The organism is Bradyrhizobium sp. (assembly GCF_017881085.1).
Lineage (GTDB): Bacteria > Pseudomonadota > Alphaproteobacteria > Rhizobiales > Xanthobacteraceae > Bradyrhizobium.
This window is the reverse complement of record NZ_JADGRI010000029.1, coordinates 1-20,124: the sequence shown is the minus strand read 5'-3', so window position 1 is coordinate 20,124 and position 20,124 is coordinate 1. Positions and strand designations below refer to the sequence as shown.

At 64.0% G+C, this 20,124-nt stretch carries 21 protein-coding genes and 1 tRNA gene; 11 read left to right on the top strand and 11 right to left on the bottom strand.

Features of this window, described 5'->3' with window-relative positions; all coding sequences use genetic code 11:
- Positions 1–66: 66 nt before the first annotated feature.
- Both QZ213_RS04815 and QZ213_RS04810 read right to left on the bottom strand, forming a co-directional pair.
- The gene (locus QZ213_RS04815; RefSeq protein ID WP_291684915.1) at positions 67–849 is read right to left on the bottom strand and encodes an alpha/beta hydrolase; all 783 of its coding nucleotides are present in this window, start codon (positions 847–849) and stop codon (positions 67–69) included.
- Between the two features lie 3 nt (positions 850–852).
- Positions 853–2,148 (bottom strand): O-acetylhomoserine aminocarboxypropyltransferase, encoded by a 1,296-nt coding sequence (locus QZ213_RS04810; protein ID WP_291684914.1) that lies wholly within the window; start codon positions 2,146–2,148, stop codon positions 853–855.
- Positions 2,149–2,600: 452 nt separating this feature from the next.
- On the opposite strand from QZ213_RS04810, the gene QZ213_RS04805 reads away from it, so the two are divergent.
- From QZ213_RS04805 to QZ213_RS04775, 7 genes are all read left to right on the top strand, one after another.
- Positions 2,601–3,551: a sulfonate ABC transporter substrate-binding protein gene (locus tag QZ213_RS04805; RefSeq protein WP_291684913.1), complete on the top strand. Its 951-nt coding sequence runs from the start codon at positions 2,601–2,603 to the stop codon at positions 3,549–3,551.
- Between the two features lie 32 nt (positions 3,552–3,583).
- Positions 3,584–4,534, top strand: a complete 951-nt coding sequence (locus tag QZ213_RS04800) for a sulfonate ABC transporter substrate-binding protein (protein WP_291684912.1) — start codon at positions 3,584–3,586, stop codon at positions 4,532–4,534.
- Positions 4,531–5,703 carry an FMNH2-dependent alkanesulfonate monooxygenase gene (gene ssuD, locus QZ213_RS04795; protein WP_291684911.1) on the top strand — a complete coding sequence of 391 codons (1,173 nt, stop codon included), beginning with the start codon at positions 4,531–4,533 and terminating at the stop codon, positions 5,701–5,703. Before QZ213_RS04800 ends, ssuD begins: the two co-directional genes overlap by 4 nt.
- Positions 5,700–6,506 carry an aliphatic sulfonate ABC transporter permease SsuC gene (gene ssuC, locus QZ213_RS04790; RefSeq protein ID WP_291684910.1) on the top strand — a complete coding sequence of 269 codons (807 nt, stop codon included), beginning with the start codon at positions 5,700–5,702 and terminating at the stop codon, positions 6,504–6,506. Before ssuD ends, ssuC begins: the two co-directional genes overlap by 4 nt.
- A gap of 8 nt (positions 6,507–6,514) precedes the next feature.
- Positions 6,515–7,360 carry an ATP-binding cassette domain-containing protein gene (locus tag QZ213_RS04785; RefSeq protein ID WP_291684909.1) on the top strand — a complete coding sequence of 282 codons (846 nt, stop codon included), beginning with the start codon at positions 6,515–6,517 and terminating at the stop codon, positions 7,358–7,360.
- 7 nt (positions 7,361–7,367) lie between these two features.
- Positions 7,368–7,970, top strand: coding sequence for a flavin reductase family protein (locus tag QZ213_RS04780; RefSeq protein WP_291684908.1), 603 nt, complete (start codon positions 7,368–7,370; stop codon positions 7,968–7,970).
- A gap of 128 nt (positions 7,971–8,098) precedes the next feature.
- Positions 8,099–8,278, top strand: a complete 180-nt coding sequence (locus QZ213_RS04775; RefSeq protein ID WP_291684907.1) for a hypothetical protein — start codon at positions 8,099–8,101, stop codon at positions 8,276–8,278.
- On the opposite strand, the gene QZ213_RS04770 is transcribed toward QZ213_RS04775, so the two are convergent.
- The 9 genes from QZ213_RS04770 to QZ213_RS04730 all read right to left on the bottom strand — a co-directional run bounded on the left by QZ213_RS04770 (position 8,245) and on the right by QZ213_RS04730 (position 16,930).
- Entirely contained in the window at positions 8,245–8,484 is a 240-nt protein-coding gene (locus tag QZ213_RS04770; protein WP_291684906.1) for a hypothetical protein, read from the bottom strand. The genes QZ213_RS04775 and QZ213_RS04770 overlap by 34 nt on opposite strands.
- 120 nt (positions 8,485–8,604) lie before the next feature.
- Complete coding sequence (locus tag QZ213_RS04765) at positions 8,605–9,984, bottom strand: sigma-54 dependent transcriptional regulator (protein ID WP_291684905.1); 1,380 nt, start codon at positions 9,982–9,984, stop codon at positions 8,605–8,607.
- A gap of 59 nt (positions 9,985–10,043) precedes the next feature.
- Positions 10,044–10,394: a flagellar motor switch protein FliN gene (gene fliN / locus QZ213_RS04760; RefSeq protein ID WP_291684904.1), complete on the bottom strand. Its 351-nt coding sequence runs from the start codon at positions 10,392–10,394 to the stop codon at positions 10,044–10,046.
- 19 nt (positions 10,395–10,413) lie between these two features.
- Positions 10,414–11,040, bottom strand: coding sequence for a FliH/SctL family protein (locus tag QZ213_RS04755; protein ID WP_291684903.1), 627 nt, complete (start codon positions 11,038–11,040; stop codon positions 10,414–10,416).
- Positions 11,040–12,122: a flagellar motor switch protein FliG gene (gene fliG, locus QZ213_RS04750; protein ID WP_291684902.1), complete on the bottom strand. Its 1,083-nt coding sequence runs from the start codon at positions 12,120–12,122 to the stop codon at positions 11,040–11,042. Before fliG ends, QZ213_RS04755 begins: the two co-directional genes overlap by 1 nt.
- Positions 12,123–12,128: 6 nt before the next feature.
- Positions 12,129–13,745 (bottom strand): flagellar basal-body MS-ring/collar protein FliF, encoded by a 1,617-nt coding sequence (gene fliF, locus QZ213_RS04745; RefSeq protein WP_291684901.1) that lies wholly within the window; start codon positions 13,743–13,745, stop codon positions 12,129–12,131.
- A gap of 171 nt (positions 13,746–13,916) precedes the next feature.
- Positions 13,917–14,192, bottom strand: coding sequence for a DUF1153 domain-containing protein (locus QZ213_RS04740; RefSeq protein ID WP_002714638.1), 276 nt, complete (start codon positions 14,190–14,192; stop codon positions 13,917–13,919).
- A 382-nt stretch (positions 14,193–14,574) separates the two neighbouring features.
- Positions 14,575–15,279 carry a flagellar hook capping FlgD N-terminal domain-containing protein gene (locus tag QZ213_RS04735; protein ID WP_291684900.1) on the bottom strand — a complete coding sequence of 235 codons (705 nt, stop codon included), beginning with the start codon at positions 15,277–15,279 and terminating at the stop codon, positions 14,575–14,577.
- A gap of 10 nt (positions 15,280–15,289) precedes the next feature.
- A complete protein-coding gene (locus tag QZ213_RS04730) occupies positions 15,290–16,930 on the bottom strand; it encodes a flagellar hook-length control protein FliK (RefSeq protein WP_291684899.1) in 1,641 nt (546 codons plus the stop codon).
- A 411-nt stretch (positions 16,931–17,341) separates the two neighbouring features.
- Here QZ213_RS04730 and mnmA point away from each other — a divergent pair, with 411 nt between their 5' ends.
- From mnmA to QZ213_RS04710, 4 genes are all read left to right on the top strand, one after another.
- On the top strand, positions 17,342–18,535 hold the full coding sequence (gene mnmA / locus QZ213_RS04725; protein ID WP_291684922.1) for a tRNA 2-thiouridine(34) synthase MnmA: 1,194 nt from the start codon (positions 17,342–17,344) through the stop codon (positions 18,533–18,535).
- Positions 18,536–18,568: 33 nt separating this feature from the next.
- Positions 18,569–19,207, top strand: coding sequence for a methyltransferase domain-containing protein (locus QZ213_RS04720; protein ID WP_291684898.1), 639 nt, complete (start codon positions 18,569–18,571; stop codon positions 19,205–19,207).
- 51 nt (positions 19,208–19,258) lie between these two features.
- Entirely contained in the window at positions 19,259–19,618 is a 360-nt protein-coding gene (locus QZ213_RS04715) for a hypothetical protein (RefSeq protein WP_291684897.1), read from the top strand.
- A gap of 117 nt (positions 19,619–19,735) precedes the next feature.
- Positions 19,736–19,812, top strand: a tRNA-Met gene (locus tag QZ213_RS04710).
- Positions 19,813–20,124 lie beyond the last annotated feature (312 nt).

Sequence of the window (20,124 nt, the reverse complement as noted above, 5' to 3'; positions counted from 1 at the left end):
CGCATCGTCTCGCAGATACCACTACGCGAGACCAGGCTGATAAGTGGCACACTGCAGGATGATCGGTCAGCCCTGCAACGCCGCGAGCAGTTCGTCGGGCCGCTCCACCATCATCATGTGACCCGCGCCCGGCAGCACGACGGTGCGGGCATTCGGCAGCGCGGCGGCCAACGCCTTGCCGGCCTTTGCGGGGGTCATCATGTCGCGTTCGCCGAGGATCAGCGTCGTGGGGACGGTGATCGTGGCCGCGGCCGCGAGGGCGTTCTGATAGGCGTTGCACGCGGAAAGGTCGTTGAACAGCACGCCGGGCCTGCAGTTTTCAAGCACGCGCTCGGCGCCAAAATGCATCCACAGACCCGGCGCAAGGCTGCCGCCCAGTTCCGCCTGAAAGCCAAGCCCCCAGATCGAGACCATATCGATCGCGGCATGATCGTTGGACTCCGCCGCCTTGAGCAGATCGGGTCCGACGGTCATGGTGGCCGCGGTTCCGATCAGGCTGAGGCCGGAAACCTTCGCCGGATGCCGTGCGGCGGTCTCGAGAGCAATCAGCGATCCCATGGAATGACCGACCAGCCGCGCCTTGGCCGCGCCGGCGGCGCCGAGCAACGCCGCGGTCCAGTCGGCCATGTCGGCGATGGTTGGTAACGGCGCGCCGGAGGAGCGGCCGTGGCCGGGCAGATCCGGCGCCAGCACGCCATAGCCGTGATGCGCGAACCACCGGCTGTGCAAGGCCCAGGTCGTGTGATCGAAGCCGGCGCCGTGCAGGAAGACGATGGTCGGCAGGGAGGAATCGAATTCCCGGCCGCCGGCGGCAACGAATGTCTCAATGCCGTTCACGGACAGTTGCATGACTCAAGCCTTCTGCGAAATACGGAGCGCCTGGCCAAGATCGTCGATGATGTCGGCGGCGGCTTCGATGCCGATCGACAGCCGAACCAGCTCTTCGCCGATCTCGGCGGCCTTTAGCTGGGCGGCATCCATCTGCTGATGGGTGGTGCTGGCGGGATGAATGACCAGCGTCTTGGCGTCGCCGACATTGGCCAGATGGCTGATCATCCGCAGGGCCTCGATGAATTTCTTGCCCGCCGGCCGGCCGCCCTTGATTCCGAAGCTGACGATCGACCCGGCGCCGCGTGGCAGCAAACGCTTTGCGAGTTGATAATCGGGATGGCTTTCCAGCGAGGGATGCAGCACCCAGTCGACCGCCTTGTTGGCGGCGAGGGCCTCCAGCACCTCACGGGTATTGGCGACATGACGCTCCATGCGGATGCCCAGAGTCTCGACGCCTTGCAGCAGTTGAAAGGCGTTGGTCGGCGAGAGGCAGGCGCCGAAATCGCGCAGGCCTTCGGTGCGCGCCCGCATGATGAACGCGGCCGGTCCGAACTGCTCGTCGAAGACGATGCCGTGATAGCCGGCATAGGGCTCAGTCAGCACCGGGAACTTACCGGACGCGCGCCAGTCGAACCGGCCGCCATCGACGATCACGCCGCCGATGGCGATGCCATGGCCGCCGATCCATTTGGTGGCCGAATTCATCACGAGGTCGGCGCCGAGTTCGACCGGCCGGCTGAGAAAAGGCGTCGCAAAGGTGTTGTCGATCAACAGCGGGATCTTTGCTTCATGCGCGATTCCGGCGACGGCGGGGATATCGAGCACTTCGAGGCCGGGATTGCCGATGGTCTCGCCGATCACGAGCCGCGTGTTGGGCTTGATGGCTGCACGGAACTCGTCCAGTGCCCGCGGTTTCACAAACGTAGTCGTGATGCCGAAACGCGGCAGGGTGTGCGTGAGCAGGTTGATGGTGCCGCCATAGAGCGAGGCGGACGCGACGATGTGGTCGCCGGCACTGAGCAGCGTCGCGATCGCCAGATGCAGCGCCGCCATCCCGCTCGCCGTGCAAACCGCGCCGACGCCGCATTCCAGCGCGGCAAGCCGCTCCTCGAGCACTGCCGTGGTCGGGTTCGAAATCCTGGTATAGATGTGGCCGGCGCGTTCGAGATTGAACAGCGCCGCGGCGTGGTCGGAATCCTGAAAGACGTAGGATGTAGTCTGATAAATCGGGACCGCGCGCGCCCCCGTGACGGGATCGGGGTGCTGGCCGGCATGCAGGCTCAGGGTCTCGAAGGCGGGCGGCTTGGGTGCGGGCATGGCGATCTCGAAGGCCGGGGCGGTTTGGCGGGGTGCCGGTGTAGCACCATGTGCCATAAAAATAGTTCGATTGTTAGCCCAATGGTCGGTGCGGCTCGGATTCTTGCTGGCTCAAGCAGGCTCCGGCGAAAATTATTCCATCAGCAGTGCGATCGGTGGCTTGATTCTCTGCATGCGAGCAATCCGGCTTCGGTCGACGGCGCCTCAATCGCAACTCGGTGCGGATCGAATGGTTCTGCCTAATTTACGATTAACAATCTTGCGCGGCGCGCACTCCAAGAAAAATGCGCCGCGCCGGAACATGATTCGGCAATAAACCCATCGTCGCGGACCCGCTGCGCAGCGCGCTCATTGCTATTTTTGCAGGGCACTCGACACCCATTTCGGAGAACACCATCATCCTCTCGTCGAATGATCGCGCAACGCCGCGGCATTCTGGTCGGGAGATCGCAATGAAGCGTCGGGAATTTTTGAAACTGTCTCTTGGAACCGCGATAGCGGCCGCGTTATCGCGGGAAGCGGGCGCGCAAGCCGAGATCAGGGAAATCCGCATCGGCTACCAGAAGAACGGTGTGCTGGTGATCGCGCGGCAGCAGGCCTCGCTTGAAAAGCATTTTGCGTCCCAGGGGATCGGGGTGAAATGGGTCGAATTCTCCTCGGGTCCGCCGATGCTGGAAGCGATGAATGTCGGCAGCGTCGATTATGGCGCGGTTGGCGATTCGCCGCCGATCTTCGCGCAGTCGGCGGGGGCGGCGATCGTCTACGCGGCGGGCCAGCCGATCACCAACGGGCAGGGCATCTTGGTTCCGGTCAATTCGGAGATCCGCAGCATCGCCGATCTGAAGGGCAAGCGGGTCGGCTTCACCAAGGGCTCCAGCGCCCACAACGTCATCGTGCAGACGCTGGAAAAGGCGGGTCTCACCTATGCCGATATCACGCCGGTCTATCTAACGCCGCCGGATGCGGGCCCGGCTTTCGCCAATGGCAGCATCGACGCCTGGTCGATCTGGGATCCGTATTTCACGATCGGCGAGGTCAAACAGAACGGTCGTATCCTGGTCAACGCCTCCGACATCGGCAAGACCAACTCGTTTTACATTGCCAACCGCGACTTTGCGAAAGGTCACGGGCCGATTCTGCAGCAGATCATCGATGTGACGACCTCGACCGCGGCGTGGGCCGAGTCGCATCGTGATGAAGTGGCCAGGTCGTTGAGTGCGGTCACCGGCATTCCCGTGGACATCCAGACCGTCGCCGCCAATCGCTCGTCCTTTGCCGTCGGCCCGATCACCGACGATATCATCGCGACCCAACAAGCCGTTGCCGACCGGTTCTTCAAGCTTGGCTTGATTCCGAGGCCGATCGTGGTTCGCGACGCGGTCTGGAAGCCGGTGCAGACCTGAACGAATGTGCGTCCCATCAATGAGGATTGAGAATGCGTTGGCTTAAACGAATGATTGCCGTTGCCGTGCTGTCGATGAGTACCGCACTTGCGGGTGTCGGCGCCACCTACGGCCAGGACAAGGTCGTGCGCATCGGCTTCCAGAAATACGGCAAGCTGGTGCTGCTGAAGAGCAAGGGCACGCTCGAGGATAAATTGAAGGCCGTGGGATACAGAGTGGTGTGGACCGAGTTTCCGTCCGGTCCGCCGCTGCTCGAAGCGCTCAATGTCGGGGCGATCGATTTCGGCAATACCGGAGAGGCGCCGCCGATTTTCGCGCAGGCTGCCGGCGCACCGATCCAGTATGTCGCCTATGAGCCACCGGCGCCGAAAGGCGAGGCTATCCTGGTGCCGAAAGACAGCAAGCTCAATTCGGTCGCCGACTTGAAAGGCAAGAAGGTCGCGCTGAACAAGGGCTCCAATGTTCACTATCTGCTGGTGAAGGCGCTGGAAAAGGCAGGCGTCAAGTATTCCGAGATCGCGCCGGTGTTTCTGGCGCCGGCCGACGCGCGCGCCGCGTTCGAGCGCGGCGCGGTCGACGCCTGGGTGATCTGGGATCCGTTCCAGGCCGCTGCCGAGGCCGCCATCGGCGCGCGAACGCTCGCCGACGGGACCGGCATCGTATCGAACTATCAGTTCTATTTCTCCTCGAAGAAGTTCCTGGAGAGCGAATCCGCGATCGTCGATCTGGTGCTGGCGCAGCTCAGCGAGGTCGATGACTGGGCCAAGGGCGACATCCACGCAGTGGCCGAACAGCTTGCGCCGGCGATCGGGCTTCCGGTCGCGGTGGTCGAAGTGGCGCTGAAGCGGCAGGCCTATGGCATCAAGCCGGTCACCAGCAGCGTAATCGCGGATCAACAGCAGGTCGCTGACACCTTCTTCGCGCTCGGCCTGCTGCCCAAACAAATCAGGATTTCCGACGCGGCAAGGAGGCCGGGCACGTGAGCACCAATCCATCACCGAAAGCCAACATTCTGTGGTTCCTGCCGACCCACGGCGACGGCCGCTATCTCGGCACCACGACCGGCGGGCGCGAGGTGAATTTCTCCTATCTGCGCCAGATCGCGCAGGCCGCGGATCAAGTCGGCTATTTCGGCGTGCTGCTGCCAACCGGGCGCAGCTGCGAAGATTCTTGGGTGGTGGCCTCCGCGGTCGCGCCCTGGACCGAGCGGCTGCGTTACCTCGTGGCGGTGCGACCCGGCCTGCAATCGCCCAGCGTCGCGGCGCGCATGACCGCGACGCTCGACCGGTTGTCGAACGGACGCCTTCTGGTCAACGTCGTCACCGGCGGCGATCCGGTCGAGAACAAGGGCGATGGCGTCTTCCTCGATCATGACGCGCGCTATGCCGTCACCCGCGAGTTCCTCAACGTCTACAGCGATCTGCTGGCGGGCAAGACCGTGAATGTCGAGGGCAGGCATATCCGGATCGAGGACGGGCGCCTGCTGTTTCCGCCGGTGCAGTCGCCGCGCCCGCCGCTCTATTTCGGCGGGTCGTCCGACGCCGGCATCGATGTCGCCGTCGATACCGTCGATAAATACCTGACCTGGGGCGAACCGCCGGCGCAGGTCGCCGAAAAGGTCGCCCGCGTGAAGGCAGTCGCCGCCAAGCGCGGACGCAAGCTCTCGTTCGGCATCCGGCTGCATGTGATCGTGCGTGAAACCAACGCCGAAGCCTGGAAGGCCGCGGACGAGCTGATTCAATATGTCACCGACGAGACCGTGGCCTCGGCGCAGAAAATCTTTTCCCGCATGGATTCGGTCGGCCAGCAGCGCATGGCGCAACTGCATGGCGGACGCCGCGACAAGCTCGAGATCAGCCCGAACCTCTGGGCCGGCGTCGGACTGGTACGCGGCGGCGCGGGCACCGCGCTGGTCGGCGATCCCCAGACGGTCGCCGCGCGGATCAGGGAATATCAGGACGTCGGCATCGACACCTTCATTATGTCGGGCTATCCGCATCTCGAGGAAGCCTATCGTTTCGCCGAGCTGGTGTTCCCGCTGCTGTCGCTGGAGCAACCGAACAACGTGACGCCGCTTCGCGTCAATACCGGACCGTTCGGCGAAACCATCGCCAACGAACACCGGCCGCTGGTGAAGGCGTCGCAGTCATGAGCCTAAGTGAAAGCCTCCCGCGGGTCCGCAGCCTGCGATTGCCGCGGGCCGACGGCATGGTGCAGTGGATCGTGCCGCTGGTCATCCTTGTGATCTGGCAGGCCGCCTGCGCGACCGGACTGGTGCCGACGCGGGTGCTGCCGGCGCCCAGCGACGTTGCGCTGGCGGGTTGGAAGCTCTTGCTGTCGGGCGAATTGGTGCGCAACATCTGGGTCAGCTTCTGGCGCGCCAGCGTCGGGTTTGTCATTGGCGGCGGCATCGGCTTCGCCTTCGGGCTGGCCAACGGCCTGTCGCAGTTCAGCAACAAGCTCACCGACACCAGCCTGCAGATGGTGCGCAACATTCCGCATCTCGCCTTGATCCCGCTGGTGATCCTGTGGTTCGGCATCGATGAATCCGCGAAATTGTTTCTGGTCGCGCTCGGCGTATTCTTCCCGATCTACCTCAATACGCTGCACGGCATCCGCACCGTCGATCCGCAATTGATCGAGATGGGGCGGATCTACGGCATGACCGACGGCGAATTGTTCCGGCGCGTGATCTTCCCGGGCGCTTTGCCGTCGATTTTCGTCGGCATCCGCTTCGCGCTCGGCATCATGTGGCTGACGTTGATCGTGGCGGAAACCATCGCGGCCTCATCGGGCCTCGGCTACATGGCGATGCAGGCGCGCGAATTCATGCAGATCGATGTCGTGGTGCTCAGCATCCTGATCTATGCCTTGCTGGGAAAGCTGGCCGACAGCGCCTCGCGCGTCCTCGAGCGGTTGACGCTGTCCTGGCACCCGGCCTTCCAGAAACATTGAAAGTGAACATGCAAGAAGCCCTTCGTTTTCTCGCACCGGACGCCGAGCCCGTGGAGCGCGCGGATTTCATCGAACAGGCTCGGCTTGTGCAGCGTGATCAGGAGGATTCGGCACGGGGCCTTCCGCTGACCATTCGCGCCTTGCGCAAGTCGTTTGGCGACCACGAGGTGCTGCGCGGCATCGACCTGCATATACCCGCGGGCCAGTTCGTCGCCGTCGTCGGCCGCAGCGGCTGCGGCAAGAGCACGCTGCTGCGTCTGATCGCGGGCCTCGAAACCAGCGATGCCGGCACCATCAGCTTCGGTGAAGGCGCCCGCCCGGAAGACGTCCGCGTGATGTTTCAGGAACCGCGGCTGTTGCCATGGGCGCGGGTGCTGTCAAACGTCGAGGTCGGCCTCGGCCGCCAGCGTGCATCGGCCGACGCGCAGGCGCGGGCCGAAAAGGCGCTTGGCGAAGTCGGGCTCGACGACAGGCGCGCGCAGTGGCCGGCCGTGCTCTCCGGCGGCCAGAAGCAACGCGTGGCGCTGGCGAGGGCGCTGGTCAGCCGTCCCCGCGTGCTGGCGTTCGACGAGCCGCTCGGCGCGCTGGACGCCCTGACCCGCATTTCCATGCAGCGGTTGCTGGAGCGGGTCTGGCATGATCAGGCCTTCACCGCGATCCTGGTCACGCATGACGTCTCCGAAGCGGTCGCGCTGGCCGATCGGGTGCTGGTGATCGAAGACGGCCGCATCGCGCACGACGTCAATGTCGATATCCCGCGTCCGCGCAGGCGCGGCTCCGCCGCGCTTGCCGCGCTGGAAGGCTCGATCCTGCGCGATCTCTTGAAATCCGGGGACGATCCCTCGGATCAGTGAGGCTGCCATGAATTCCGCCGTCCGCACCATCAAGATCGATCGCGAGGTTTCCTCCGGCGATTTTCGCAGCGCCATGCGTCATCTGACCGGCGGCGTCAGCGTGATCACGGTCGGGCAGGGCGAGGATATCAATGGCATGACCGTCACCTCGGTATCGTCGCTGTCGGTCGATCCGCCGACATTGATCGTCAGCGTCAACCGGAACGCGTCATCCTGGCCGCTGCTCGAGCGCCACGGCTTCTTTGGCGTGAGCATCCTGACATCGGATCAGCTCGATGTCGCCGAGCGATTTTCCGGCAAAGACGGCCTGAAGGGCGCGGCGCGCTTCGCCGGCGCGCGATGGTTCACGCGCATGACGGGAGTGCCGTTGCTCGCGGGCGCTTTGGCGGCAATCGACTGCGAGGTCGAGGACATCGTCGAGCGCCATTCCCATGCCATCGTGATCGGACGGGTGCTGGACATGGAACTCTCGTCGCGCAGCGCTGCGCTGGCCTACTGGCAGGGGCAATATGTCTCGATCGATCAGAACGAGGACGCGATCAAGCTCGCCGAGGTCAGCGTTCCGGCACGCGCGAAATCCGACATTGCGATCCCGAAACGCCGCTCCTGAGGAGGTGGCGCTTTTTCCATTCGCAGCCTAAAAGGTCCCGGTGTCCCGCGATGCGGAGACCGGAGACGAGGCTGGGCGATGCAACTCAAATCTCTTCAAATCATCGGCGCCGACGGCGCGGCCGGCAGATGAAACGGTTCGCGGTCGGGGCGTTTTACGGCATCGGCGCGCTCGCGATGCTTTATCTCGCGCTCTACGCCTATGCGGCGTTCACCGGACGTGAACTTCGGCCGGGCGATCCGATCCACATCTTCCGCAAACCCGACGCGCCGGATTATTCGGCGGCGAGGGGTGGCGATTTCGCCTGATGGCGTGACACGAAGGTGCGGCCCATCGTGACGTTCTTCTGGGCGCGGATCTGGGTATTGTCGTAGGTCCAGCACTCGCCGGAATCGTCCAGGAAGCAGACCCAGAGCAGATTATACTCGGGACCATAGTCGATCAGCAGCTGGGCATAGGCTTCGCCCTTCGGCGTAATGACAGGGATCGGCGGATCGAGCTGGAGGATGGACATTTCAGGCTTTCAAACAGGATGGCGAGACGCCTGAATGGAAACGTGGGACACACAAAACGGTTCCAGCGCGAGGGGGGCCTCGCGCCGGATTCATTCTAAACAGCGGTAATGCCCGAGCGACTACACCGACGCGGCGGCGCGGTGATACTCGCCGGCGCCGGCGGGCGTGATCGGCAATCCGCCGTCGGCATATTCGTTCAGCTTGTTGCGCAGCGTGCGGATCGAGATGCCGAGGATATTGGCGGCATGGGTGCGATTGCCCAGGCAATGCTTCAGCGTCTCCAGGATGAGATCGCGCTCTACGTCGGCGACCGTACGTCCGACCAAAGCGCGGGTCACCTGCTCGGCGGCGAAGGTGGCGTGCGCCACCGCCGGTACGGTCTTGGGCGTATCGAGGCGGTCGCCGTCCGGCGTCAGGATCGCATCGGCGCCGATCTCGTCGCCGTGCGCCATCAGCACCGACCGGTGCATGGTGTTTTCCAGTTCGCGGACGTTGCCCTGCCAGCGGTTGGACGTCAGCACCCGCCTCGCATCGGCGGAGATCGGGCGCAACGGCACGCCGTTGGCGTCGGCATATTTCTTTGCGAAGTGCTGCGCCAGCTCGAGAATATCCGCCGGGCGCTCGCGCAGGGGAGGAATCTTCAGGTTGACGACGTTGAGCCGGAACAGCAGGTCCTCGCGGAAGGTGCCTTCGCGGACGGCGTCCGCCAGGTTGCGGTTCGAGGTAGCGATAATGCGGATATCGACTGGTACCGGCCTAGTGCCGCCAACCCGGTCGATGACGCGTTCCTGGATGGCGCGCAGCAGTTTGGATTGCAGCCGGACGTCCATTTCCGAAATTTCGTCGAGCAGCAGCGTGCCGCCGGTGGCTTCCTCGAACTTTCCGATCCGCCGCGCGATCGCGCCGGTGAACGCGCCCTTCTCATGGCCGAACAGTTCGGACTCCAGGAGGTGTTCGGGGATCGCCGCGCAGTTGATCGAGATGAACGGCTTCTTGGCGCGGTTTGAGCGAGTGTGCACATAGCGCGCCAGCACTTCCTTGCCAGTGCCGGATTCGCCGGTGATCATCACCGAGGCGTCGGAGCCCGCGATCTGCTGCGCGAGTTTGATTACCTTGGCCATCGCTTCGTCGCGGTACACGAGGTCGCGGGAATCGTTGGCGACCGCGGCGAGCACGGCGGCGATCAATTCCGGATCGGGCGGCAGCGGGATGTATTCCTTGGCGCCGGCGTGGATCGCGGCAACCGCCGCGCGGGCGTCGTTGGAAATGCCGCAGGCGACGATCGGCACGTGAATGTGCTCGGCCTCCAGCCGCATCACCAGGTCGCGGATGTCGAGCGCGACGTCGACCAGCAGGAGGTCGGCGCCCTTGCCGCCACGCAGCACCCGCATCGCCTGCTCATGGTCCTCCGCATGGGTCACGGAGGCGCCATTGTCCATCGCGATCTTGGTGGCTGTCGTAAGCTGGCCCTTCAGTGTGCCAACGATGAGAAGCCGCATGATAATCTCCTGTTCGTCTGTCCGCGCCGTTCGGGCGCCGTATCGCTAAAAAGGTGCCGTTAGGCGCGTTCGGCCTTGATGATTTCCGTCATGGTCACGCCGAGCTTGTCTTCCACCAGAACCACCTCGCCGCGCGCCACCAGGCGGTTGTTGACGTAGATGTCGATGGCTTCACCGACGCGACGGTCGAGTTCGAGCACGGTTCCGGGCCCGAGTTTCAACAGTTCGCCGACATCCATCTTCGAGCGGCCCAGCACCGCCGAGACCTGTACCGGCACGTCGAACACGGCTTCGAGATCGGCGGCGACGCGCGATGCCTGTTCGTCCTCGTTATAGGCCACGTCATCGATCGCCGGCGTGTCGGCGGAGTTGAGATCCGGAAGCGGAACCTGCGCGTCGGTGTCACTCATGATTTAGGTCCCCATGGCCTTACGTTGCAGCCTGATTGCCGGACGCTACGTAGCGTCCGACGAGTTCGTTGATCTTGGCGTCAATCGCCGCGCGCTCCAGCACGACTCCGCCATCGGCCCACTCGATCTTGCAGTCGCCGCTGTCGATCTCCGGCTCCGCCAGGATCACAAGGCGGCCCTGGAAGCCGCTTTGCTTGGCCAGCTTTTCGATCTGCTCGCGCGCGGTCTCGTAGAGAGAATCGTTGATCCGGACCACCAGATGCGGCGTCGACACCAGCTGGGCGAAGCAATCCCTTACCAGCCCGGTGATTTCGCCAAGCGGCTCGCGCGCGACCAGCTCGCTGCACAGCTTGCGCGCCACCGCGACCGCGACGTCGACGGCCTCGGTTTCCATCCGGGTCTCGATGCCGGAGAAGCGCCCCGCGATGGCCTTGATGCCGATCCCGATTTCCTCCAGCGCCAGCGCGGTGCGGCGGTCGCTTTCCGCCTTCGCCTCGCGCTGGCCGGCCTCGTGGCCGTCGCGATAGGCACGCGCTTCGGCGGTCGCGATTTTCTGCGCGATCTCCGTCGCCGTGGCCGGCCGTTCGCGCGTCTTGTCCGGCGCGGAGAAGTCCATGTCGAACAGGAATTTTGCGGGCGCGGCCATCAGTACACCAGCTCGTCGTCGGCGCGGTTCTTGGTCAGCATGATTTCGCCCTTGGCGGCGAGGTCCTTGGCGAGATTGACGAGCAGCGCTTGCGCCTCGTCGACGTCGCGCAACCTGACCGGGCCGAGCGCGGCCATGTCGTCAAGCAGCATCTTGCCTGCGCGGGACGACATGTTGCCGAGGAAGAAGCCGCGGACCTCCTCATTGGCGCTCTTGAGCGCGATGCCGAGCTTGTCCTTGTCGACGTTGCGCATCAGCGTCTGGGCGGAACCGGCATCCAGCTTGACGAGATCGTCGAAGGTGAACATCAGCGCCTTGATGCGCTCGGCGGCCTCGCGGTTGTCCTCTTCCAGCGAGGTGATGAAACGGGTTTCGGTCTGGCGGTCGAAATTGTTGAAGATTTCCGCCATCACCTCGTGAGCGTCGCGGCGCCTGGTCTGCGACAGATTCGACATGAATTCGGTGCGCAGCGTCTGCTCCACGCGCTCGATCACTTCCTTCTGCACCGCTTCCATCTTCAGCATCCGGTTGATGACGTCGAGCGCCATGTCCTCGGGCAGGATCGCGAGCACGCGCGCAGCGTGTTCCGGCTTCAACTTCGACAGCACCACCGCGATGGTCTGCGGATATTCGTTCTTCAGATAGTTGGCGAGCACCTCTTCCTGGACGTTGGAGAGCTTTTCCCACATGTTGCGGCCGGCGGGGCCGCGGATCTCGTCCATGATGCCGGTGACGCGCTCGGAGGGCAGATATTGCTGCAGCAGCCGTTCGGTGGCGTCGAAAGTGCCCATCAACGCGCCGGATGCCGACATCCGCGAGACGAATTCGAGCAGCAGGTCTTCCACCACGTCGGCTTCGACGGTACCGAGCGTCGACATATGGATCGACAGTTCGCGCACCTCGTCGTCGTCGAGCAGCGACCAGACCTTGCCGCCATATTGCTCGCCCAGCGCCAGCATCAGGATCGCGGCGCGTTTCGGGCCGCTCAATTTCGGTCCCTTCGGGCGATTGGCCTGCCGGGCAGCCAAACCGGCGATGACGGTGGAAATGTCGTTGGCGTTGGTGGTTTGCGGTACGGCCATGTCAGGTCACGCGGGCTGTTGCTGTTCGCCGAGCCATTGACGAACAATGGTCGCGGTTTCATTGGGGTGTCGCTCGGCCAGTTCGCCGACGCGGTGCACCGATTGGGCGTGGACCTGGCCCTGAACCTGGGCGACGTCGATCAACTGCGCGGTGGCGTTGGCGTTGGGAATGAGATTCTCCGCGCTGTCGTCGGTCAGCGCCGGCAAATTATTGCCGGTGAGGGACGCGACCTCCTCGGAGGCGAGGATGCGCTTGACCAGCGGCCGGATCACCATGAACAGCACCACCAGGCTTAGCAGCATCATGACGCCGAGCTCGATGACGTACATCACGTCGTCCTTGGTGAACTGCAGCATGCCGAGCAGCCCGGTCGGCTCGGCGAGCGGCGGAACCGCCGGGGCCTCGGCAAATTTGAGGTTCACGACCTCGACCTGGTCGCCGCGCTTCTGGTCGAAACCGATCGCCGAGCGCACCAGCGCCGAGATGCGGTCGAGCTCTTCCTTGCTGCGCTCCTTGTAGACCATCTCGCCTTTGTCGTTCTTGGTGTAGGCGCCGTCGACCAGTACCGCGACCGAGATCCGATTGACCCGTCCGGCCTCGGTCACTTCGGTCTTGGTGGTGCGGGAAATTTCGTAATTGTTGGTTTCCTCGGTCTTCTTGCTCTGGTCGCGCGCGTTCGCGGCATTGTTGTTGTTCTGATTGCCCGGCAGTTCGTTGTTGACGGTGACCTGGCCGGTATTGTCGGCGGTTTGGCTGGATTCCTCCCGGGTCTGGCTGGAGCGCAGCACCCGGCCCTCGGGATCGAACTTGTCCGAGGTCTGGGTGACCTTGTTGTAGTCGAAATCAGCCGAGAGCTGGACGCGGGCGCGGCCGGCGCCGACCACCGAGGACACGATCGCCTCCACTTCGTTGCGAATCCGCTTCTCGAAGCCGGCGCGGCGCTCGTCGGCGATGGTGTTGTCGACATCGGTCGAGGAACCGGCGCCGTCGGCGAGCAATTGGCCGGCCTCGTCGACGATCGAGACCCGCTGCGGCTTCAGGCCGTTGACGGCGGAGGCGACCAGGTGGCGGATGGCCCTGATCTGCTGGGCTTCCAGCGCACCGCGCACGCGCACGACGATCGAAGCCGACGGTTCGGGCGTTTCGCGCGAAAACAGCGGCCGCTCGGGCAGCACCAGATGCACCCTGGCCGCCTGGATGCGATCGATGGCCCGGATGGTGCGGGCCAGTTCGCCCTCGAGCGCGCGCAAATGATTGATGTTCTGGACGAAGCTGGTGGTGCCCAGCGCGTCGGACTTGTCGAAGATCTCGTAGCCGACCCCGCCGCCCTTGGGCAGGCCGCCCTCGGCGAGCTTCATGCGCAGCCGGGTGACCTTGTCCTTCGGCACCATGATCACGGCGCCGTCGTTGCGGATTTCGTAGGGAATGGCCTGGCGGTCCAGGTCCTTGATGATGGCCGAGGAGTCTTCGAAGCTGAGGTCGGTGTACAGCGTCGTCAGCTGCGGCGTGGTGACGCGCATGATGACAAAGCCGAAGAAGCCGATCAGCGCGGCTGTCACCGCGACCATCGCCATCAAGCGCGAAGCGCCCAGACCCTTTAGGAAGCTTACGAGACCCTGCACCAACCGCCCCTGAGATTCGGCCCCAAGAGCCGACTGGGCAATTATTGCCTATGGGATGGTTTCGATATGGTTAACGAAGGTTAAGGGCCGGGGCAAAACTAGAATATGAAAAAAATCGGCTTCGCAGAACGAAGCCGATTTTGATCAAATACCAAAGGTCTCAGAGAGGCTTTATTGGCGATATTGCTGGATACGGGTGGTACGCAGTCCGGCAAGGCCATGTTGATCGATGGAAAACTGCCAGGAAAGGAATTCGTCGACGGTCAGTGTATAGCGGCTGCAGGCTTCCTCGAGGGAGAGCAGGCCGCCGCGCACTGCGGCAACGACTTCGGCTTTACGGCGGATAACCCACCGTTTGGTCCCGGGCGCGGGCAAATCCGCTATTGTTAACGGACTGCCGTCAGGCCCGATGACGTATTTTACCCTCGGGCGATGGGGTTCTGTCATGGCGTACTCACAAACTCTCAACCACTGAACTCACTCTAGTAACCTACGCCTCGCGGCTTAAAATTTGCCTAAGCCCAAGGCTCCAATGCGAATCTACTTGGAATCGTCGCCATTTCTGTCGTCCGGCCGCTGCGGCCGACGAAACCTTTAGATTTGTCTGTAGTAAATTAAAATCTAAGATTGTGAGAAATGCCCGCGTCCCAACCGGGTCATCCGCCTGGCGGCGCGGAGTGAAACCTCGCGGTGCACCCATTTTCGACGGCCGGCCACGCCGGTTCGCGACCCCGCATCGTCGAGATGATGATGCCGGAGGTCGCGGAGAATCTGCCGCCGTCCCGGCGATGCCGTTCGCCGAAGTCTCCGCTCAGCCTAGCTGAACCGGTCAGTTCACGATGGCCTTGATCTGGTTGACTGTGTAGGTCTGGCCGTTGATCGACAGCAGAGGCGGCGTTTGGGTGAGATCCACCGAACTGACCACGCCCTGGATCGCGGTGGAAACAGCCACGGAATTGCCGGAGGTGTCGACGGCGGTGGCGGTCATCCTGTACTGGCCGTTCGGCCACTGCGTGCCATCAGTGCCCTTGCCGTCCCAGACAAAGGGCTGATTGTTGCCGGCGTTGACGGCATAGTTGCCGGTGAAGACGGTCTGTCCGGTGCTGTTGGTGATCGAGACACTGAGGTTGGAATCTTTCGGAAGGCTCATATCCCAGGTGGCTGAACCGTTGGCCAGGGCCGCAGTGGAGCCGTCAACCACTGCGGTCTTGCCGACGAACGTCAGCGCCTGGGTCGATTGCGCGGTCTGCTGCAGCGACACCAGGCTGGTCAGTTGATCGTTGGTCTTGAGCTGCTGTTCGACGCTCGCGAATTGCACGAGTTGCTGGGTGAACTGGTTGGTGTCCAGCGGATCGAGCGGATTTTGGTTCTGCAATTGCGTCGTGAGCAACGTCAGAAACGTCTGAAAGTTTCCGGCGAGCGTGCCGCCGGCCGTCGAGCTCAGTGTCCCCGAAGAACTGGATGACGATGAGCTCGGTGGCTGTGTCGTTCCCGAAACCACCGGGCTGGCCGCGTTGGCTGCTGCTGCTGTCATGTCCGTCTCCTCAGACCCTGATGTCGACGCCGCTGCTCGATCCGAGCACGCGGCCATAGCTTCGACCCGCGACCGAAGCCGGGATCGTGTCGTCTTCGCTGATCACCAGGCGCTGCGCATTGCGCCCTGTGTCGTTGCCGCTGTTCTGCCCGGAAGAGGACTGATCGCGCAGGCTGAATTGCAGGCCGCCATCGCCGGTCTTGAACCCGGCATCGTCGAGCGCGCGCTGCAGCTGGGGGGCGTCCTGGCGCAGCATCGACAGCGTATCCGGCCTTTCCACCGTCAGATGCGAGGTCACCTGGCCGTTGCGATCGACATCGATGCGAACGTCGATACGGCCGAGGTCGGCCGGATCGAGCCGGATCTCGAAGCGGCTCTTGCCGCTCTTGGCCGAGGCGGCGATCTCGAGCGCAAGCCCACTCAACGGCACCGGTGCGTTAGTTGCAGCCGTGACGCTCAGGGGGCCGGCGGGAGCGATCTCGGCCGCCGCCGCTGGAAGAAGCTGCGGCTGGATCGTGCCGGTCACCTGGCTCCCGGCATCCACCGCGTCGGCCGCCGTATTGGCGGTCGCGGTGACCGGCGCACGGTCGTGGGCCGAAGGTGCAGCCGGCGATACCGGATTGGCGGCAGCCTCGACTTTCGCAGTGGCGGCACCCTCAACGCCGGCGGCCGGCTTGGCCGTGGTGATCGCTTGCGCGGCATTGGTCTGCAAGGCCGAGGGCGGTGTGTCCGTCGCGGATGGATCCGGCTTGGCTGAATTGCCGTCCACGGCGCCCGATGCTGCGGTCTTCGCCTGCGTTGCGCTGGGCGCTTTGGGCAGCGTGGCTTTCGGCGCTACCGGCGCCGTCGTGGCGACCGCCGCGGTCAATGCTTCGTCCGTTGCAGCGGTCTGCGTAACCGGCTGTTTGGCGGTCGGAGCGACGGTTGCGCCTGCCGCGGCTTGGGTCGCGGCCTTTCCCGATGCCGCCCCGGCGGCGTCCGCCGTAGCGGCTGCCGCGGCGGTTGCGGCGGATTCGGCATCGACCTTGGCCTGCGCCGATGGCGCAGCCGGCGCGGCGGCAGCCTGAGCGGCGCTGGCTGCGATGGCCGCCGCTGCGATGGCCAGCGGCGCCGTGGCGTCGCCGGTTGCCGGCGGTGCGGCGGGAGCATCCGTCGATATGGTGGCGACCGAAATCGCAACCGCAATCGGGTTTGGCGTCGCTACGGTCGGCTCGCCTTGCTGCGCCGAGGCAGGCTGATCGGTTGCGGAAGCCTTGTCGGAAGCCGGCTTGTCGCTGGTTTTCGCGGCGCCGTCTTTCGTGGCGCCGGACTTCGCCTTGGTCCGCGGCGCCGCAGCGGTGCTGGCGTCGGCGTTGGCGGCCTTCACGTCGGAAGCCTTGGCGTCGGAAGCCTGTTGGGCGCTGGCGTCGCGGTCGTCGGAAGCATTCTGGGCGGCCCGATCAGCGGAGGCGTCGCGCGACCGGGTGTTGCCGGCGCCTGCCGCCGTATCGTCGGCATTGCGCGGCGGGGCGGGTGGCTGCGGCGCTGTAGAGGCGGCGCGATCATTGCCGGTGTCGGCGGGAATGCTGGAGTCGACCAGCGCCCCGAAACTGTCGTTCAGCGACGCCAGGTCGGGCCGCGCGGGTTTGGACTGCGCGTTCTGATAGGACACGCTTGCTGCTGCTTCTGACGTGACACTGAACACGGTGCGCGGCCTTTTCGAAATGAACCTTGACCAGAGATCAGCAAGGACCGGGCCACCCCGGACCGTAAAAAATATCCATATTTTCCAATATCTTACATGATAGTCGGGGGAACTACGGAGCCGCCATGACACCCTTCCTTTCTGCCCGGCGGCAAGATTTGCCGGTTCCGGCCTGCAAAAGCGCCGGGCCGTGATTGCCTGCCGGGAATACGGCCTATATTAAAGAGCGGCTCATCAGCCGTGTCCGGGAAGGCGCGCTCGCCTTGCCGGAACCGCTGCCGGGCTCACTAATCGAGGACGGCTCTTACTCTGCCGCAAAAATCGCTGCCAGATCGCGCGGGGTTCGAAGCCGCCGCGATCGCATCAATGATCGGATCCATGCTCAACAGTCTCGATCTCAAGGGTCGTCCGCAGGACACCAGGGTCGTCGTCGCGATGTCGGGCGGCGTCGACTCCTCGGTGACGGCTGCGCTGTTGAAGTCCGAAGGTTACGACGTTGTCGGCATCACGCTGCAGCTTTACGATCACGGCGCTGCCACCCACCGCAAGGGCGCCTGCTGCGCCGGGCAGGACATTCACGATGCGCGCAACGTGGCCGAGCGGATCGGTATTCCGCATTACGTGCTGGATTACGAGAGCCGTTTTCGTGAATCGGTGATCGACAATTTCGCCGACAGCTACGCGTCGGGCGAAACGCCGGTGCCCTGCATCGAGTGCAACCGCTCGATCAAGTTTCGCGATCTGCTTTCGACCGCGCGCGAGCTCGGCGCCGCCGCGCTTGCCACCGGCCATTATGTCGCGTCGCGCCTGCTGGCCGACGGATCGCGCGCGCTGGTTTGCGCCGCCGACGCCGATCGCGACCAGAGCTATTTCCTGTTCGCGACCACACGCGAACAGCTCGACTATCTGCGCTTTCCGCTCGGCGACATGACCAAGCCGCAGACACGCGAACTGGCGCGCCGCTTCGGGCTGACGGTCGCGGACAAGCAGGACAGCCAGGACATCTGCTTCGTGCCGACCGGGCGCTACACCGACATCATCGGGCGGCTGCGGCCGAATGCGATTGAGCCCGGCGACATCGTCGATCTCGACGGCCGCGTCATCGGCGGGCATCAGGGCATCGTGCATTTCACCGTCGGCCAGCGGCGCGGACTGGGCATCGCCTCCACGGCGCCGCTTTATGTGGTGCGGCTCGATGCGGCCAGCCGGCGCGTCGTGGTCGGTCCGCGCGAGGCGCTGCGGATGGATCGCATCGCGCTGCGCGATATCAACTGGATCGGCGACGGCGCGCTCGATCGCACGGTCGGCGACGGTCTGGAGATGTTCGTGCGGGTGCGATCGACCCGTGCGCCGCAGCCGGCATGGCTGCGCGCTGCCGACGGCGGCTATGAAGTCGAACTCATCGCCGGCGAAGAAGGCGTTTCGCCCGGCCAGGCTTGCGTGTTCTACGACGCACCGTCAGGCCAGGCCCGCGTGCTCGGCGGCGGCTTCATCCAGAGCGCGACCGCCAAGAGCGCGGTGGCCAAGGGCGCGGTGCGACGTCAGCCCGTCATCGAAGCGATGCGCGGGTAAGAAATTTCAGGCAAATAATTTTCAAGGCTGGGCATGGCGTCAGATATCGACCGCGCGGGGGTCGCAAAGGCTTATGGGCGCTGGGCGCCGGTCTACGATCTCGTGTTCGGCAAGGTTTTCGACGCCGGCCGCCAGTCGACCATCGCTGAGGCCGACAGGATAGGAGGCCGGGTTCTCGATGTCGGCGTCGGCACCGGCCTATCATTGTCGGATTATTCGCCGACCACGAAATTATGCGGCGTCGATATTTCCGAGCCGATGCTGCGCAAGGCGCAGCAGCGCGTGCGCGCGCTGGGTCTCAGCAATGTCGAGACGCTTGCGGTGATGGACGCCAAGAATCTGGCGTTCCCGGATTCGTTCTTCGACGCGGTGGTGGCGCAATACGTCATCACCGCGGTACCCGATCCGGAAGCGACGCTGGATGACTTCATCCGCGTGCTGAAACCTGGCGGCGAACTCATTCTGGTCAATCATATCGGCGCCGAGAGCGGCCCGCGCCGTATCTTCGAACTGGCGTTCGCGCCGTTGGCGCGACGGCTCGGCTGGCGGCCGGAATTTCCGTGGGCGCGGCTGGCCAATTGGGCCGCCAAACATGGCGGCGTCACCCTGACCGAGCGCCGCCCGATGCCGCCGATGGGACACTTTTCTCTCATTCGCTACCGCAAGTCCTGATCTCCTCCGGTTCCGAACGGAACTTGCTTGCACGCCGGCCGTTGCTAGGGAATGCGGATCAAACACTCATTCTATATCGTCAGCTTGCTGATGGCCGCGTCCGGGATTGCGAGCGCGCAGTCCCCGCCGGCGGCGGTCACGCCACCGGCCCAAACGGCGCCGCCCGCGCCCGCCAATAATTGTTCGCCGATGCAACCGGTACCGCCGCGGGGCACCATTGCACCGGAAGGCTCGACCACAGGTCAGGCACCCGAGCCGCTCGGCGATAAACTGGCGAAATCCGACGGCGTATTGTGCCCGCCGGCCGGCGTCGATCCGGAAATCCGCGCACCGACTCCCGAGACCGGCGACACGCCGGTGATCCGGCCGCCCGGCCGCCCGAGCGGCGATCCCGCGGCCCGGCTGAAATAGCGTCTGAATGCAGCCACTTGGCGCAGAAGCGGGGTTTGCTTGACATGCCCAAGCGCTGCTTCTTATATGCCGCGCGTTCGCGACTGCGGCAATCAAGGCCGTGATGTCGGATGCCGTGGCGGGGTAGCTCAGCTGGTTAGAGCACGGGAATCATAATCCTGGGGTCGGGGGTTCGAGTCCCTCTCCCGCTACCAGTAATATCAAGCACTTAGTTTTCATTCTGATGTTCCGAAATTCGTCGCACCACATGCCGCACCACGTTTTCGGTTGATAATCTGCATTGGCAAGCTCCTGCGCGCGTCGACCGGAGGCGCACAGATCGAAGGTCGGTGTAGCAATGAGCATTGAACAATAGGCGACGCCCGCTTCCTCTTAATCATCGGGTCCCCGGTTCGAGCCCTGGTGCGCCCACCAAATCGTCTAACAACATCAATAACTTGGACGGAAATTGACACTCGTTCGGTTTCAAAGAAAAAGTTATAAAGACATATAAAGTCTTCTTGCGA

Bases quoted from the DNA above. Each gene is read 5' to 3' on its own strand.
- ssuC (WP_291684910.1), top strand. From the start codon at position 5,700: ATGAGCCTAAGTGAAAGCCTCCCGCGGGTCCGCAGCCTGCGATTGCCG.
- fliN (WP_291684904.1), bottom strand. From the start codon at position 10,394: ATGAGTGACACCGACGCGCAGGTTCCGCTTCCGGATCTCAACTCCGCC.
- QZ213_RS04740 (WP_002714638.1), bottom strand. From the start codon at position 14,192: ATGACAGAACCCCATCGCCCGAGGGTAAAATACGTCATCGGGCCTGAC.
- QZ213_RS04715 (WP_291684897.1), top strand. From the start codon at position 19,259: ATGCGGATCAAACACTCATTCTATATCGTCAGCTTGCTGATGGCCGCG.
- QZ213_RS04735 (WP_291684900.1), bottom strand. From the start codon at position 15,279: ATGACAGCAGCAGCAGCCAACGCGGCCAGCCCGGTGGTTTCGGGAACG.
- QZ213_RS04815 (WP_291684915.1), bottom strand. From the start codon at position 849: ATGCAACTGTCCGTGAACGGCATTGAGACATTCGTTGCCGCCGGCGGC.
- QZ213_RS04765 (WP_291684905.1), bottom strand. From the start codon at position 9,984: ATGCGGCTTCTCATCGTTGGCACACTGAAGGGCCAGCTTACGACAGCC.
- QZ213_RS04720 (WP_291684898.1), top strand. From the start codon at position 18,569: ATGGCGTCAGATATCGACCGCGCGGGGGTCGCAAAGGCTTATGGGCGC.
- QZ213_RS04770 (WP_291684906.1), bottom strand. From the start codon at position 8,484: ATGTCCATCCTCCAGCTCGATCCGCCGATCCCTGTCATTACGCCGAAG.
- QZ213_RS04810 (WP_291684914.1), bottom strand. From the start codon at position 2,148: ATGCCCGCACCCAAGCCGCCCGCCTTCGAGACCCTGAGCCTGCATGCC.
- QZ213_RS04755 (WP_291684903.1), bottom strand. From the start codon at position 11,040: ATGGCCGCGCCCGCAAAATTCCTGTTCGACATGGACTTCTCCGCGCCG.
- fliG (WP_291684902.1), bottom strand. From the start codon at position 12,122: ATGGCCGTACCGCAAACCACCAACGCCAACGACATTTCCACCGTCATC.
- QZ213_RS04800 (WP_291684912.1), top strand. From the start codon at position 3,584: ATGCGTTGGCTTAAACGAATGATTGCCGTTGCCGTGCTGTCGATGAGT.
- QZ213_RS04780 (WP_291684908.1), top strand. From the start codon at position 7,368: ATGAATTCCGCCGTCCGCACCATCAAGATCGATCGCGAGGTTTCCTCC.
- QZ213_RS04805 (WP_291684913.1), top strand. From the start codon at position 2,601: ATGAAGCGTCGGGAATTTTTGAAACTGTCTCTTGGAACCGCGATAGCG.
- mnmA (WP_291684922.1), top strand. From the start codon at position 17,342: ATGCTCAACAGTCTCGATCTCAAGGGTCGTCCGCAGGACACCAGGGTC.
- QZ213_RS04775 (WP_291684907.1), top strand. From the start codon at position 8,099: ATGAAACGGTTCGCGGTCGGGGCGTTTTACGGCATCGGCGCGCTCGCG.
- QZ213_RS04785 (WP_291684909.1), top strand. From the start codon at position 6,515: ATGCAAGAAGCCCTTCGTTTTCTCGCACCGGACGCCGAGCCCGTGGAG.